Origin of the sequence: Caballeronia sp. LZ033, assembly GCF_031451265.1 — a bacterium.
GTDB lineage: Bacteria > Pseudomonadota > Gammaproteobacteria > Burkholderiales > Burkholderiaceae > Caballeronia.
Genome location: NZ_JARUXQ010000004.1, coordinates 980,677 through 996,379, shown reverse-complemented (window position 1 = coordinate 996,379; position 15,703 = coordinate 980,677). Strand labels below are relative to the sequence as shown.

At 66.7% G+C, this 15,703-nt stretch carries 12 protein-coding genes; 7 read left to right on the top strand and 5 right to left on the bottom strand.

The features are described 5' to 3' along the window. Nucleotides 1-40 precede the first annotated feature (40 nt). The 3 genes from cpaB to QCE62_RS31780 form a co-directional block, all read right to left on the bottom strand. Nucleotides 41-1,000, bottom strand: a complete 960-nt coding sequence (gene cpaB, locus QCE62_RS31790) for a Flp pilus assembly protein CpaB (RefSeq protein WP_309926743.1) — start codon at nt 998-1,000, stop codon at nt 41-43. A 12-nt stretch (nt 1,001-1,012) separates the two neighbouring features. Next, nucleotides 1,013-1,489, bottom strand: coding sequence for a prepilin peptidase (locus QCE62_RS31785; RefSeq protein WP_309926740.1), 477 nt, complete (start codon nt 1,487-1,489; stop codon nt 1,013-1,015). A gap of 103 nt (nt 1,490-1,592) precedes the next feature. Further along, complete coding sequence (locus tag QCE62_RS31780; protein ID WP_309926739.1) at nt 1,593-1,769, bottom strand: Flp family type IVb pilin; 177 nt, start codon at nt 1,767-1,769, stop codon at nt 1,593-1,595. Between the two features lie 430 nt (nt 1,770-2,199). Here QCE62_RS31780 and QCE62_RS31775 point away from each other — a divergent pair, with 430 nt between their 5' ends. Further along, nucleotides 2,200-2,703 carry a DUF6496 domain-containing protein gene (locus tag QCE62_RS31775; RefSeq protein ID WP_309926737.1) on the top strand — a complete coding sequence of 168 codons (504 nt, stop codon included), beginning with the start codon at nt 2,200-2,202 and terminating at the stop codon, nt 2,701-2,703. Here the strand turns inward: QCE62_RS31775 and QCE62_RS31770 are convergent. Beyond that, entirely contained in the window at nt 2,688-3,620 is a 933-nt protein-coding gene (locus QCE62_RS31770; RefSeq protein WP_309926736.1) for a LysR substrate-binding domain-containing protein, read from the bottom strand. The genes QCE62_RS31775 and QCE62_RS31770 overlap by 16 nt on opposite strands. A 117-nt stretch (nt 3,621-3,737) precedes the next feature. Here QCE62_RS31770 and QCE62_RS31765 point away from each other — a divergent pair, with 117 nt between their 5' ends. From QCE62_RS31765 to QCE62_RS31740, 6 genes are all read left to right on the top strand, one after another. Beyond that, a complete protein-coding gene (locus QCE62_RS31765) occupies nt 3,738-4,508 on the top strand; it encodes a transporter substrate-binding domain-containing protein (protein ID WP_309926735.1) in 771 nt (256 codons plus the stop codon). Between the two features lie 2 nt (nt 4,509-4,510). Then, complete coding sequence (locus QCE62_RS31760) at nt 4,511-5,638, top strand: M14 family metallopeptidase (protein ID WP_309926733.1); 1,128 nt, start codon at nt 4,511-4,513, stop codon at nt 5,636-5,638. Nucleotides 5,639-5,723: 85 nt separating this feature from the next. Further along, on the top strand, nt 5,724-6,614 hold the full coding sequence (locus QCE62_RS31755; protein ID WP_309926732.1) for an alpha/beta hydrolase: 891 nt from the start codon (nt 5,724-5,726) through the stop codon (nt 6,612-6,614). Nucleotides 6,615-6,790: 176 nt separating this feature from the next. Further along, nucleotides 6,791-12,619 carry an excinuclease ABC subunit UvrA gene (uvrA, locus tag QCE62_RS31750; RefSeq protein ID WP_309926730.1) on the top strand — a complete coding sequence of 1,943 codons (5,829 nt, stop codon included), beginning with the start codon at nt 6,791-6,793 and terminating at the stop codon, nt 12,617-12,619. Beyond that, entirely contained in the window at nt 12,609-13,028 is a 420-nt protein-coding gene (locus QCE62_RS31745) for an ACT domain-containing protein (RefSeq protein WP_309926728.1), read from the top strand. The genes uvrA and QCE62_RS31745 overlap by 11 nt, the downstream gene beginning before the upstream one ends. A gap of 47 nt (nt 13,029-13,075) precedes the next feature. Beyond that, nucleotides 13,076-14,317, top strand: a complete 1,242-nt coding sequence (locus tag QCE62_RS31740) for a DUF445 domain-containing protein (RefSeq protein WP_309926725.1) — start codon at nt 13,076-13,078, stop codon at nt 14,315-14,317. A gap of 20 nt (nt 14,318-14,337) precedes the next feature. Here QCE62_RS31740 and QCE62_RS31735 read toward each other — a convergent pair whose 3' ends face one another. Continuing rightward, the gene (locus QCE62_RS31735) at nt 14,338-15,498 is read right to left on the bottom strand and encodes a hypothetical protein (protein WP_309926723.1); all 1,161 of its coding nucleotides are present in this window, start codon (nt 15,496-15,498) and stop codon (nt 14,338-14,340) included. Nucleotides 15,499-15,703 lie beyond the last annotated feature (205 nt).

The window sequence follows — 15,703 nt, the reverse complement described above, 5'->3', positions numbered from 1 at the left end:
GAATCCTGGCGATGGCGCGCGTTCGAACAAGGGCACGGGATCAACGCTCCGCGGGCACGGAGGGCAGCGGCGGAACGCCCTGGCCGGAGCCCGCCTGCGCGACGGTCGACGTATCCGATTTCTCGGAACCGCGGTAGATGGTCACCATGCGCGGGGCGGCCGGCGTGGCGCTCGGCGTACCGGACTGAGCCGGACGCGGGCGCGGCAGGTCCCGCACGGCGCGTGAAATGTCACCGGCCCAGATGGGCTTGCGCTCGGGCGCCGATGCGCCCATGGGCGCTGCCGGATCGCGGCTGACGGTCGCGAAGCTGCGCAGCGCGAGCGACAGGCTGCCGAGCCGCGCCGCGACCGCGACGACTTCGCCCATGCGCGGCGTCACTTCGAGGGTGACAGTACGGGCGCGCACCACGGCGACATCCGCGTCGGCGCCGCCGCTGCCGCTGTTGTTGGGCCGCTTGATTTCAGAGCCGACGGCCAGCACGCGTACGTGCTCCACCACCGTTTCGCTCGATACCGCGAGATCGGGGGAGTCGGTGCGGCGCTCCATCTGCTGGGTGAGCAGCAGATCGACGTAGTCGCCCGGCTGGATCAGGCCGGCATTGCCGGACACATCGTCGACGGCGACCGAGACCGCGCGCATGTCGGGCTTGAGGGTCGCGGCGAGGAAGCCGGGCGCGCTCGGCAGAAAGACGTCGTCGGACACCAGCACGGTGCCGCTCGTGACCGGATGGCGCAACAGCGCGCCCTTCAGGCTGGGCGCTCCCTCCACGCCGTTGACGATGGCATTCGGCGGCAATTGCGCTTTCGGGATCTCCTTCCAGGCGAGATCCTCGTCGCGCAGCAGCAGGCCCTGCGGCAGATCCGCGGCGCTCACCAGCACTTTTTCGCTTGTCACGACCGGCTTCGACGGGTGCGAAGCGCCCGCAACGACCACGCGCACGATCAGCGCGATCAGAAGCGCGCCGACCAGCAGTACGGCAAATTTAATGATATTGGACATAGGGACGCCGTCCTATCGCGTCGAAATGAGGGGCAGCAGGGCAGGCAGCATGATCACGAGGCCGCCGCCGAAGGCAAGCGCCACGCCGTACGGAACGCCGCGGGCCGCGGAAAACATGGCGAGGGCGCGAAGCGGCATGGAGCGATGAGACGGATTCATGTTGCGGGTGGCGAGACTCACGAGCGACACCACGGTCCCGATGACCGAGACGAGTGTCAGCGTGGCGAGCGAAAGACCGAATCCCACCCACAGAAAAATGACTGATGCGAGCTTGGCGTCGCCGCCGCCCAGCATCTTTGCAGCGAACAACAGCGCGCAGGCCAGAAACACGATGACCGCGAGCACCAGATGCGAGATGACATCGTCGAGCGACATGCCGGCGACGAACGCATCGAGGAAAAACAGTGCGCCGATCGTGAGAACTATGCTCGTCGGCAAGCGTCGGGTGCGCACGTCGGCGATCGCGAGCCAAAGCAAGGCGCCGAGCACGGCAAGACGAATGATGAGAGACAGGGCGGTCACGATGGGCTCGATTCGGGGGAGGGCAGGTTGAGGTCCGGGCGTGTGAAGACCGGACCTGTGGCTCGACTGCTTAGCCCGCCGCTGCCTTGACCTTCGTGGTCAGGTTCGAGAAGACGTCTTGCATGTTGGTGCTGAAGGCGCTGCCGACAGCGACCAGCGCGACCACGACGATGCCGGCGAGGATCGCGTATTCCATGGCGCTGACGCCACGTTCGTCACGGACGAAGGCTTTAATGAATTTCTGCATGTTGCTTCCTTGATGAGTGAGGTTTGGGCTTGCAGTACCAGAGGGATTTGCTTACCGATTTGGATCATATCCACGGCGGCCCGGGCCAATCGCTGGAACAAAAGGCGAAACAGGCCTTAATTCAACTCGACTTGGGTGCTATGGATAAGCCCGTTAACGGCATGCGTCTGAGTGGCTTTAACCCTGTTTGCAGAAAAGATTCGAACGTTTGCTTCGGCTGAGATGAACGCCTTTGGAAACAGAAAACGATTGCGTTTTCTGTCTCTTCAGCAAGCAAACGATTGGCGTGCTGATCCGTTGCATCGAACGGATCCGGGCGGACGGCGAGCGGGTCGACCGTCGTCGAGACGTGTCGGCGCGTAAAACGTTTGCGGGCACATGCGTTGCTCGCGGGATCAGCGCAGTTTCACTTCACTCGAGGAGGTCTGACATGCCCGAAAAGAAAACTCTCGCGCGCGCTTCGCAAGCGAAGCGCGCAGGCAAGTCCGGCAGCACCCAGGCAGGCGCGTTCGTGAAGGAGCAGATCGACCATATTCGCGAAGGCAAGCACGGCGCGAAGTCGGCGAAGCAGGCCATCGCGATCGGGTTGTCCGAGGCCCGACGCTCCGGCGTCAAGATGAAGGCGCCCAGCAAGAGCACGACCTCCGCCGCCACCCGCAAGAAAGCCGCGCAGGACACGAAGGCCGCGCATCGCACCAAGAAGAGCCCCAGCACCGAGTCGAAGGCGAAGCGCTCGGCGGCGTCTACCCGCGCGTTGAAGCGGGAAAGCACGAGGGCCGCGTCGCCCAAGGCGCTGTCGCGGCAGACCCATGCGGCGTCGAGCAGGCGCTCGGCTGCGGATCGATCGGCGGCGGCGAAGAAGGGCTGGGCGACGCGCCGCGCCAATGCAGCGGCGGCATCGAAAGGAACACGCGCGCGTCACGCGTCGCGCTGAGCGCGGCGCTTGCGGGCGATTCGCGAGTACGACAGCGCCATCGTCGCGAGTTCCTGGGCGGCGGGCGTCAGCGGCACGCCCGCTCGTCGCACCAGGCAGACCGGTGTGCTCGCAGCCCGCTCGGCTATCTTGAGCACGGTCACGTGGTCGCGGAAAAACGGGTGAGCCGCGAGGCCCGCCGGTTCCAGGCCGAGATAGTCGCTCGCGGCGATGCAATGCAGCGTATCGAACACGGCTTCGGTCGTCGCGGCGATGCTCGGCGCGGGCAAGCGCGCGTCTTCGAAGAGCGCGGAGAGCCGGTTGCCCGCGGTCTCGCCGCTGCGTTGCCGCGTGCTGACCCATTGTGCGTCGCGCAGGTCGGCGAGCATGCGGGCCCGCGCGAGCGGATGATCGCGCCGCGCAATCACCGCGACGTCCGATTCGAACAGCGGCGTCGTTTCCATGTCGTGAACGTCCGCGTCCGGCGCAATCAGCGCGAGCGCGAAGTCGAGACGGCCTTCGCGGACCCACGAAGTCAGCATCCGTGAAGTCGCGCTGGTCAGGTGCACGTCGATGCGCGGGCAGCGCTCGCGATAGCTCTCCAGCAACGCGGGAAACAGCCGCATCGTGGCTTCGGCCGACAGTCCGAGCGCCACGCGGCCCGTCAGATCGCCCTGAAGCTGACGCATTTCGTCTTCGGTCTTGCGGCACTCGCCGAGAATCAGTTCCGCGCGTACGCGCAATCGCTCGCCGATTGGCGTCAGGCGCGCTCCGCGCACGTCGCGCTCGAACAGCGGGCCGCCCGCCTGTGCCTCCAGCTTGCGCATGTGCTGCGTGACGCCGCTCTGCGCGACGTCGAGCCGCCGCGCCGCCGCGCGTACACTGCCCGCGTCCGCCACGGCGATGAACATGCGCAATTGGGTGAGAGTCAGTTCCATCGTCAGGTTCGCGACAGGGCGATCACGAAAAGTGAACATGATAAGCAAACTGCCTCTTCTGGTGGGCATCGGGCGCTCGTAGTATCGAGACCCTGAATAACCTCATCACCGCGCCCCATGCCCCGATTCCACGCCCTCATGCTGGCCGCCATCCTCGCGGCTGCCGCACCCGCTCATGCCAAGGACACCGACACCCTGCGGCTCGGCATCGACCCTGGCTATCCGCCGATGGACGTCAAGACGCCCGACGGCCACGTCGCCGGTTTCGACGTCGATCTCGGCGACGAAATCTGCCGCCGCATCGCCATGCATTGCCAGTGGGTCGAGCTCGAATTCTCTGGGATGATTCCGGCGCTGCAGGCGCGCAAGATCGACGGGATCATGTCGTCGATGGCGATCACCGACAAGCGCATGAAGCAGATCGCCTTCTCCAACAAGCTGTTCCAGTTCCGCTCGCGGCTGATCGCGAAGCAGGGCGCGCCGCTCATGGCCAGCGCGGACGGCTTGCGCGGCAAGCGGATCGGCGTGCAGAGCGGCAGTCAGTTCGAGACCTATGCAATGAAAAACTGGGCGCCGGGCGGCGTCGAGGTGGTTCCCTATCAGAGCATGGAAGGGGTGCTGAACGACCTCACGGCAGGCCGTATCGATGCCGCGCTGCTCGGCTCGGTGGAGGCCGAGCACGGTTTTCTGAAGACGCCGCGCGGCGCGGGCTTCGGGTTCGTCGGCGAGCCGCTCTCGATGGGCGATCACGGCGTCGGCATGGGCATGCGGCAGGACGACGCCGCGCTCAAGGCGAAGGTCGATCGCGCGGTGAAGGACATGCGCGCCGACGGCACGTATCAGAAGATCGCCCGCAAGTATTTCGACTTCGATGTCTACGGCGACTGATCATGCACATCCAGCGCGATTCCCTCCTCTCGACCACGCTCGGCACGACGCGCGAACTCGTCAGCTTTCATTTCGGCGACGCGCGGGGCGCGGGCGAGCAGGTCTATATCCAGGCATCGCTGCACGCCGACGAAACGCCCGCGATGCTCGCCGCCTGGGCCCTCAAGAAGCGTCTCGCCGGAGTGGAGGCGCAAGGCCGCCTGCGCGGCGCCGTGGTGCTGGTGCCGGTGGCGAATCCCATCGGGCTGTCGCAGCATGTGCTCGGGCAGTTCCTCGGGCGCTTCGAGGCGAACAGCGGCCAGAATTTCAACCGCGGCTTTCCGCTGCCGACCGCGGCCGCGTTGATCGAGCGGGTCGCGGAGCCGTTCTCGCCGCACGATGGCGCGCGCAACGCGCGTCTGTTGCGCGCCGCGTTGCTCGCGCTGCTCGGCGAGACGACGGTGAAGAACGAGTTCGAAGACTTGCGGCTCGTGCTGCTCAGGCTCGCGTCGCAGGCGGATATCGTGCTCGACCTGCACTGCTCGCTCGAAGCGACCGTGCATCTGTATACCAGCCCGGCAAGTTGGCCGGCGCTCGAACCGCTCGCGCGCCATCTCGACGCCAACGGCGTGCTGCTCGCGACGGATTCCGGCGGGCAGTCGTTCGATGAAGTCCACGCGCTCCTGTGGAACCAGGTTCGGGAGCGTCTGGGCGACGCCGTGCCGCTCGCCGCGCCGAATCTCGCGGCGACGGTGGAATATCGCGGCCAACGCGACGTCGATTACGACACCGCTGCGCACGATGCCGAAGCCATCGTCCAGTTCCTGATCGGGCGCGGCGTGATCGAGGGCGAAGCGCAGACGCCGCCGCCGCTCGAACAGCCCGCGACGCCGCTCGCGGGCAGCGAGCAGCTGACGGCGCCGGTGAGCGGCATCGTCGTGTATCGGGCGAAGGTGGGCGCGCGGTTGCGGGCGGGCGATCCGGTGTTCGATATCGTCGATCCGATCACGGACGCGGTGACGACCGTCACCACGCGCAATGACGGCGTGTTCTACATGCGGCGCGCGATCCGCTTCGTGCCCGCCGGAGCGCCGATGGGGCGCGTAACAGGCGAGACGCCGATCAGGAGCGGCGTGTTGATCGGGGCTTGAGCGGGGACGGGCACGCCAAGCACGCCCGACGCCGCGTCGCTAGAATGACCTTCCCCCATTCGCGTTCCCGTTGAGGAGTCTCGCCATGCTTGACTTCGCTCTGCACGCCCGCACGCCGACGCTCGACATCTCCTTCGCCGATTCCGGCCCCCGCGACGGTCCGGTCACCCTTCTGCTGCACGGCTGGCCCGATGCCGCCCGCGCCTGGAACCCGGTCGCCGCGCGCCTCAACGACGCCGGCCGCCGCACCATCGTGCCGGAGCTGCGCGGCGCGGGCGGCACGCGTTTCCTCTCGCCGGACACGATTCGCGACGGCTCCGGCGTCGCGCTTGCCCAGGATGCAATCGATCTCGCCGACGCCCTCGGCATCGCCCAATTCGATGTCGTCGGCCATGACTGGGGCGCGCGCGCCGCTTACACGCTTGCCGCGCTGTTTTCCGAGCGGGTGCGCCGCATGGCCGCGCTCGCCTTGGCCTACCAGCCGCGCGGCGCGTTCCGCCTGCCGGATTTTTCGCAGGCGCGGCGTTTCTGGTACCAGTGGTTCATGTCGCTCGATGGCGGCCCGGACGCCGTCGCCGCCGATCCGAAAGGCTTCGCGCGCATGCAGTGGGACACGTGGTCGCCGCCCGGCTGGTTCGACGAGGCCGAATTCAACATCACCGCACGCGCCTTCGAGAATCCCGACTGGGTGCCGATCACGCTCAACGCATATCGGCGGCGCTGGCGCGGCGATCAGCCGTCCGATCCGAGGCTGTCCGACCTGTACGCGCGTCTCGGGACGATCGAGCGCATCAGCGTGCCCGCGCTGATGATCCAGGGCGGCGCCGATGCCTGCGACGAACCCGCCAGCTCGGAAGGCCAGGAGTCCCACTTTCAGGCGGGCTACCGGCGCGTCGTGATCGACGGGGCGGGGCATTTTCCGCTGCGCGAGGCCCCCGACGCCGTGGCTGCCGAAGTGCTCCGCCATCTGGAGTGACCCGTCGATCAGGCGAGCGTCTTGCGCACCCCGGACGGACACTCCCGACACGTTTGGCGACAACCACTGTATGCGTGTACAGTACTGTTCGCTGCGGCAGCTGTGCGCTTCCGAACTCGCGCGCACCTCGCCCGAGGCCGTGAACGGCCGCCCAACTCATTGAACCGGTTGACAAATTGGCATCGAACAACGCAATCCGCATCCGCGGCGCACGTCAGCACAATCTCAAGAATCTCGACCTCGACCTGCACACCGGCCAGATGACGGTCGTGACTGGCCCGTCCGGCTCCGGCAAGTCGAGCCTCGTGTTCGACACGCTCTACGCGGAAGGCCAGCGCCGCTACGTCGAAACCTTCAGCGCCTACGCGCGCCAGTTCCTCGACCGGATGGACCGTCCGCAAGTGGAGCGCGTGGACGGCGTGCCGCCCGCCATCGCCATCGACCAGACGAATCCGGTGCGCAGTTCGCGCTCGACCGTCGGCACGATGACCGAGCTGAACGACCATCTGAAACTGTTCTACGCCCGCGCCGCCGAGCTGTTCGACAAAAAGACCTCGAACCGCGTGCGCCACGACACGCCCGAGACGATCTACGCCGAACTGCTCGAACGCACGCGCGCGGACGATCCGCGTCTCGCGATCACGTTCCCCGTCGAATTGCCCGACACCGCCAGCGACGCGGAAGTCGAGCAATGGCTGTCCGCGAGCGGCTACACGCGCGTGCAGGCGAAGCGCCACATCGAAACTGCGAGCGGCAGACGGCAGATGCTCGACGTCGTCGCGGACCGGTTCCGGCTCCAGAACACCGAGCGCTCGCGCGCGCTGGAGGCGATCGAAAGCGCGCTGCTGCGCGGCACCGGCCGGGTGGACGTCTACGTGCTGAAGGACGAGGGCGAACCCGACATCTGGCGCTTCTCCACGGGCCTGCACAGCCCGGAGAGCGACCTGCGCTACGCGGACCCGCAGCCGGCGCTGTTCTCGTTCAACTCGGCCTACGGCGCGTGCGAGACCTGCCGGGGCTTCGGCCGCGTGATCGGCGTCGATTACGGGCTCGTGATTCCCGACGAGAAGAAGACCTTGCGCGAAGGCGCGGTCAAGACGCTCCAGACGCCCGCGTGGAAAGAAAACCAGGACGATCTCGTGCGCTACGGCGCGAAGGCGGGCATCCGGCTTGGCGTGCCCTGGAACGAGCTGTCGCAGCAGGAACGCGACTGGGTCATCAAGGGTTCGCCCGACTGGACCGGCAAGTGGCAGAACCAGTGGTACGGCGTGCAGCGCTTCTTCGACTATCTGGAGTCGAAGGCCTACAAGATGCACATCCGCGTGCTGCTGTCGAAATACCGCAGCTACACCCCGTGCCCGGTCTGCGCCGGCGCGCGCCTGAAGACCGAATCGCTGCTGTGGCGTCTCGGTACGAAGGAACAGGCGGATGCCGTACTGTCGCCCGCGCATCGCTTCATGCCGCAAGGCGTCGAATGGACGCGCGCGCAGCTCGAAGCGCTGCCCGGCCTGACCGTGCACGACCTCATGCTGATGCCGATCGAACGCATCCGCCGCTTCTTCGATTCGCTGACGCTGCCGTCCACGTTGCTCGACGAAGCGCTCAAGCTGCTGCACGCCGAAGTGCGCACGCGCCTCAAGTATCTGTGCGATGTCGGCCTGGGCTATCTGACGCTCGATCGCCAGAGCCGCACGCTCTCCGGCGGCGAAGTGCAGCGCATCAACCTGACCACCGCGCTCGGCACGTCGCTGGTGAACACGCTTTTCGTGCTCGATGAACCGAGCATCGGGCTGCATCCGCGCGACCTGAACCGCATCGTCGAGGCCATGCACCGGCTGCGCGACGCGGGCAATACGCTCGTCGTCGTCGAGCACGATCCTTCGGTGATGCTCGCGGCGGATCGTCTGATCGACATGGGACCGGGGCCGGGCGAGCGCGGCGGGCAGATCGTCTATGACGGCACGCCCGGCGACATCCAGTCCACCGATACGCTCACCGGCGCCTATCTCGGCGGCCGCAAGCAGGTGGCGCATGCGTCGGACTGGAACCGGCGCGCCGTCGACAGGAACACGCCGCGCCTCGTGCTCGAAGGCGCGAGCGATCACAATCTGCGCGACGTCACCGTCGAGATTCCGTTGCAGCGGCTCGTCTGCGTGACGGGCGTGTCGGGCTCGGGCAAATCGACGCTGATCCAGGACGTGCTTGCGCCCGCGCTGATGCGCCATTTCGGCAAGGCGACGGAAGCGCCCGGCGCATTCCGCGACCTGAAGGGCGCGGAGCAGCTGAGCGATGTCGTGTTCGTCGATCAATCGCCGATCGGCCGGACGGCGCGCTCGAACCCGGCGAGTTACGTCGGCGCGTTCGATGAAATCCGCAAGCTCTATGCGAAGGCGCCGCTCGCGCTCCAGCGCGGCTATAGCGCGAGCATGTTCAGCTTCAATTCCGGCGATGGCCGTTGCCCGACCTGCGGCGGCTCGGGCTTCGAGCACGTCGAGATGCAGTTCCTGAGCGATGTCTACCTGCGCTGCCCGGACTGCGATGGCCGCCGTTACCGCGCCGAGATTCTCGAAGTGAAGATCGAGCGCGGCGGGCGGCACCTGAGCGTCGCGGATGTGCTCGAACTGACCGTCAGCGAAGCGGTCGAGCTGTTCGCGGAAGACAAGGAAGTGCTGCGCGTGCTGCAGCCGATCGTCGATGTCGGGCTCGAATACGTGAAGCTGGGTCAGCCGGTGCCGACGCTGTCGGGCGGCGAAGCGCAGCGCCTGAAGCTGGCGGGCTTTCTCGCGGAGACGTCGCAGGGCACCAAGGGCAAGAAGGGCGGCGAAGCGGAAAGCCGCCTCTTCATGTTCGACGAACCGACCACCGGCCTGCATTTCGACGACATCGCCAAGCTGATGCGCGCGCTGGGCCGGCTGCTGGAACGCGGCCATTCGCTGATCGTGATCGAGCACAATCTCGACGTGATCCGCGCCGCCGACTGGATCATCGATCTCGGTCCTGAAGGTGGCGACGGTGGCGGTCAGGTAGTGTGCGTCGGCACGCCGGACGAGGTGGCCGCCTGCGAACACTCGCATACCGGCCGGGCGCTGCTGGACTACGAGGAAGCCATGGCTCCGGGCGCAGCCGAGCGCGCCGGCGTGCCGCTGCAACTCGCCGCCGAAGTGGCGAGCGCACGGCGCGCGTTGCAGGGCGAGGACGTGGTGCGCATCGTCAATGCGCGCGAGCACAACCTGAAGTCGCTCGACGTCGATATTCCGCACAACAAGTTCAATGTGGTGACGGGCGTGTCGGGTTCGGGCAAATCGACGCTCGCCTTCGACATCCTGTTCCACGAAGGCCAGCGCCGTTATCTCGAATCGCTGAACGCGTATGCGCGTTCCATCGTGCAGCCGGCGGGCCGCCCCGAAGTGGACGCCGTGTACGGCATTCCGCCGACGGTCGCCATCGAGCAGCGCCTGTCGCGCGGCGGGCGCAAGTCCACCGTCGCGACGACTTCCGAGGTTTGGCACTTCCTGCGCCTGCTGTACGTGAAGCTCGGCATCCAGCACTGCATCCACGACGGCACGCCGGTGCAGTCGCAGAGTTCGGAATCGATTGCCGCGCAGATCATGCGCGACTTCAAGGGCGCGCACGTCGGGCTGCTTGCGCCGCTCGTCGTGAACCGCAAGGGCGTCTATACCGATCTGGCGAAGTGGGCGAAGGCGCGCGGCAACACGCATCTGCGCGTGGACGGCGAGTTTCTGCCGGTGAGCCCGTGGCCGAAGCTCGACCGCTTCCGCGAACACACGATCGAACTGCCGGTGGCGGATCTGATCGTGACCCCGGAGAACGAAGCCGAACTGCGCCGCCTGCTCGACGACACGCTCGAAATCGGCAAGGGCGTGATGCATCTGCTCGCGCCGCTCGATGATCTGTACGGTTCCTGGGCCGACGGCAAGCGCCGCGGCGCGGAAGAAATGCGCGTGTTCTCGACCAAGCGGGCGTGTCCTGTGTGCGGCACGAGCTATCCTGAACTCGATCCGCGCATGTTCTCGTACAACAGCAAGCACGGCTGGTGCAACACCTGTGTGGGCACCGGCGTGAAGCTGACGCGCGAGCAGCGCGCCGCGTTCGACGACACGCTGTTCGCACAGGACGATCGCGGCCGCGAACAGACCATCGGCTCGGTGGATCAGGAGCCGGACGACATCGTCGATCAGCCGTGCCCGGATTGCGAAGGCACGCGCCTGAACGACGTCGCGCGCGCGGTCACGTTCGGCAATTATCCGATCACGGAAGTGGGCCGCTGGACCGTCAGCGATACGCGCGAATGGATCGCGACGCTTCGGCTGACAGGACGTGACGCGGATATCGCGCGTGACGTGGTGAGCGAGATCGAAGGGCGCCTGCAGTTCCTCGAAGAAGTCGGGCTCGGCTATCTGAGCCTCGACCGCGCCGCGCCGACGCTCTCCGGCGGCGAAGCGCAGCGCATCCGTCTTGCCGCGCAACTCGGCAGCAATCTGCAAGGCGTGTGCTATGTGCTCGATGAGCCGACCATCGGCCTGCATCCGCGCGACAACCTGATCCTGCTGTCCGCGCTCAAGAAGCTCAACGACAAGGGCAATACGCTCGTGGTTGTCGAACATGACGAGGACACGATCCGCCGCGCGGATCACATCATCGACATCGGGCCCGGCGCGGGCAAGCGCGGCGGCACGGTGGTCGCGCAGGGCAACGTGACGGATCTCGCGGCCCACAAGGCGTCGCTGACCGGCCAGTTCCTCGCCAACCCGATCGTGCATCCGCTGCAGCCGCGCCGCGAAGTGCGCGCTGCGACCGCGAAGCGCGCCGCCGTGCCGGAGCAATGGCTGACGGTCGAAGGCGCCACCTTGCACAACCTGCGCGACGTGACGGCGAGCGTGCCGCTGAACCGGCTGGTCGCGATCACGGGCGTGTCCGGCTCCGGCAAGTCGACGCTCGCGCGCGACGTGCTGATGACCAACCTGCTCGATGCGGTCGGTCGCTCGGTGCTGTCGTCGCCGGCGGTGCGGCGCGCGCGCAAGTCGGCGCAGGCCGACAAGCCGGCGCCGGGATCGCGCGCCAGCGTGCTCGCGCGCGAAGCGCCGCGGCCGAAGTTCGACGTCAAGCATGCGTGGCAGGGGTGCAGCGGCGTGAGCGGTTTCGAGTCGATCGACCGCGTGCTCGAAGTGGATCAGACGCCGATCGGCAAGACGCCGCGCTCGTGTCCGGCTACGTACATCGGCATGTGGGACACCATCCGCAAGCTGTTCGCCGATACGCTCGAAGCCCGCGCGCGCGGCTATACGCCGTCGCGTTTCTCGTTCAACACGGGCGAGGGACGCTGCCCGGCCTGCGAGGGCCAGGGCGTGCGCACCATCGCGATGAGTTTTCTGCCGGACGTGAAGGTGCCGTGCGACGTGTGCCACGGCCAGCGCTTCAATCCGGAAACGCTGGCGGTGACGTGGCGCGGCAAGAACATCGGCGAAGTGCTGACGATGGAGATCGACGAAGCCGTCGAGTTCTTCTCGTCGATGCAAAGCATCGCGCATCCGCTGCAACTGCTGCGCGATGTCGGCCTCGGTTATCTGACGCTCGGCCAGCCTTCGCCGACGCTCTCCGGCGGCGAGGCGCAGCGCATCAAGCTCGTGACGGAACTGTCGAAGGTGCGCGACGACATCACGCGGCGCGGCCAGAAGCCGCCGCACACGCTTTATGTGCTCGACGAGCCGACGGTCGGCCTGCACATGGCCGACGTCGCGAAGCTGATTCGCGTGCTGCACCGGCTGGTGGACGGCGGGCATAGCGTGATCGTCATCGAGCACGATCTCGACGTGATCGCCGAAGCCGACTGGGTGCTCGATCTCGGTCCGGAAGGCGGCGTGAACGGCGGCATGATCGTCGCGGCGGCGGACCCGGACACGCTGGCGACGCATCCGCGCAGCCACACGGGCACGGCGTTGCGGCCGGTGCTGGCACGTGCGAGGCCCGCTGAAAATGCTGCGTGACCTCAGTGCGCTGCTCGCGGCGATGGAGCCCGAGCTTCAGCCGGGCGTGTATGTGTTCGCATCGGTGACGCATGGAAGCGCGCCCGCGAGCGCTGACGTCATCGCGACGTTTCGCGAGCGCGAGGGCCTGACGGTCGTGATGGAGGAACACGCGGCGCAGGCGGCGGGCCTGACGCCGCTGTTCCGCGCGGCGTGGATCACGCTGACCGTGCACTCGGACCTGCATGCGGTGGGACTGACGGCGGCGTTCGCGCAGGCGCTCGGCGAGGCGGGCATCAGCTGCAACGTGATGGCGGCGGCGTATCACGATCATCTCTTCGTGCCCGCCGACGATGCCCCGCGCGCCATGGACGCGCTGCTTTCCTTGCAGAAGCGGGCTGGTATGCTGGCGGCCTCTTCGAAACCCTGAAAGCACACCAGATGGAAACGCAGGACAAAGCCGTTGCGCTAAAAAGAATGAAGTGGTTCGCCTTCGCGTTGCTGATCGCGGCGGGCGCGTTGTTCGCGCTCGCCAAGAGCCGGCACGATGAGGGGATCTGGGCGTGGGTATCGTCGTTCGCGGAGGCCGCGATGGTCGGCGCGCTCGCCGACTGGTTCGCGGTGGTGGCGCTGTTCCGCCATCCGCTCGGCGTGCCCATTCCGCACACGGCGATCCTGCCGGCGAACAAGGCGCGCGTCGGCGACAACCTCGCCGCGTTCGTCCGCGACCGCTTTCTCGGCACCGATGCGCTGGTGGCGCGCGTGAACGCGTTCGATCCGGCGAGCCGTCTGTCGCTGTGGCTCGCCGAGCCGAAGAACGCCGAGCTGCTTGGCAAGAAGGCGGTGACGGCGGTGGGCCAACTGCTGTCCTTCGCCGATGACGACCGCATCAAGACCATGCTGCACGACACGCTGCGCCGCCGCGCGGACCAGTTCGATCTGGCGGGCGCGGCGGGCGGCGTGCTGGCGTCGCTGACCTCGGATCGTCGGCATCAGCTGCTGCTCGACGAAGGGCTCGCGCAGATGGCCGCGTGGCTCGACAAGCCCGAAGTGCAGGAGATGCTCGCGGCGCGCATCGTCGCGGTGGCGGGCGAGGAGTATCCGAAGCTGGTCGGCATGCTGGGCTTCGTCGGATTGAACGCCGAGGATCTCGGCAGCAAGTTCGCGGCCGGACTGGTGCGCGGCGCTAACCAGTGGCTGCACGACGTCAGCAGCGATCCGGAGCATGAACGCCGCCTGGCCTTCGATGCAGCCGTGGCGCGGTTTGTCGAACGCCTGCGCACGGACCCGGCGTTCAAGGCGCGCATCGACGAGCACAAGCGCGAATGGCTCGAACGGCCGGAACTGCGGGATTACGTGAACGGTCTGTGGGACGAATTCGTCGCATGGCTCGATGCCGACATCAGGCGGCCCGACTCGGCGCTGCACATGAAGGTGGTTGCAATGGCGGGCGGATTCGCTTCGGCGCTCGGTAATGATCCGGCCTTGCGCGATTCGATCAACGAGCACATGCGCGACGCGCTGAAGGCGCTGGCGCCGGAACTGCGCGACGGCATCGCGAAGCATATCGCCGCCACGGTCAAGCAATGGGACGACGCGACGCTCGTGCGTGATGTCGAGCTGAACATCGGGCGGGATCTGCAGTTCATCCGCGTGAACGGGACGCTGGTGGGCGGCGCGGTCGGTATCCTGATTCACGCGGTCACGACGTTGCTGTGAACGCCTGCGGTTCGTGCGGATCAGCCGGCGTCGGGGTCGGTGTTGCTCGCGGCGCTGGGTTCTTGGACGCCGTCATAGGTTTGCGCCGCCTCCGTTGACTCTGGCAGTGCCGAGGCAGCCGGGGTCGCGCCAGGCGGTGAGTTTGATGTGACCGCGTCGCCTTGTGGCTTGCCGGAAGAATCGTAGGCCTGAGTGGTTTGCGTGCCGTCCTTGCCGTACGTGTAGGCAACCGACGCGCCGTCCTTGTCGAAATCGTCCTTCTCCGTCACCACGCCTTGACCGTCGGAAATCGTGGCCGAGTAGGCGCCGCCCGTCTGCCGCGCATACTCGATGTGCTGTTGCAGGTTGCCGTTGGCATCCCTGAGGTCGGCGGAGGTGAGCTTGCCATCGGCCCCGAAATGCTGCGTGCCCTGCATGCCGGATGCATAGGTTTCGTTCATCGACGTGATCTTGCCGTCACCAGCCGGATCGCCCAGTTGCGCGGCGGTCGGTGAACCCAGTCCGGGCGGCACGACTCTCCTGTTTGCGCCACCGTAGTAGTCGTAGTAATCGCTCGATGCGTTGCTGGGCGTTTCCGTGGCGTTGAGGCTCGCCGCTCTGTCGATCAGTCTGTTCTTGTCCTGTTCGTCGGACAGGCCCGACTGCGTATCGGACGCGTGCAGACTGTCGAGCGCTTGCTGGGTTGGGCCGCCTGGTTGTTCGCCCGCCATGTTGATGAGCATCCCGGGATGCTCCGGCGTCGAGGTGTTCCGCAAGATTTCCTGGCCGACTTTCCAGTTGTTGTAGATCGCCTCGCCTTCGCCGCGCAAACCCAGCATTGCTTCCACGTCGAACGCCTCGGGATCGCGTGGATTGACGCCGTAGCAGGTCGCAAACGCCCGGTCGTTGCTGCGACTCTCGAAATGGCCGAGCTCGTGTGAAAGTGCCCCGATCCAGTTGCCGTCGGATAACCCGGCAAAGTTGTGGGCGAGTACGATCCGGTGCTGCGTAGCGTCCTCGAAATAGGTCCCTTTGTCCGGGCCGACCGCAATCGGCTGGATATCTCCCGAGCTGACTGCCGCGCCGTAATCCTGGAGGTCTGCCTGCATCGTTGGACTCTGGTTGATGAGCCTGACCTGGTTCTCTGTCGGATGCACGTCGCCCCAGTATGACTCCTTGCCGGTTACCGGTTGTATGGCCATGCGGGCTCCTGTTGCGTTCGGCTCATCTGGCCGCGCCAATGAGCCAACTGATGGAAGTGCGCGGATGGAGCACTATTCCCTGCGGAGCCACTGCCCGGGCGGTAATGGGATATTTCGCGGACGCTTCACCGAACCCGCCTGGTCCGCCAGCGATATGATGTGTGCACCCGGCGCCCTGAGCGGCAGCCGGCCAGACGTCGCACCT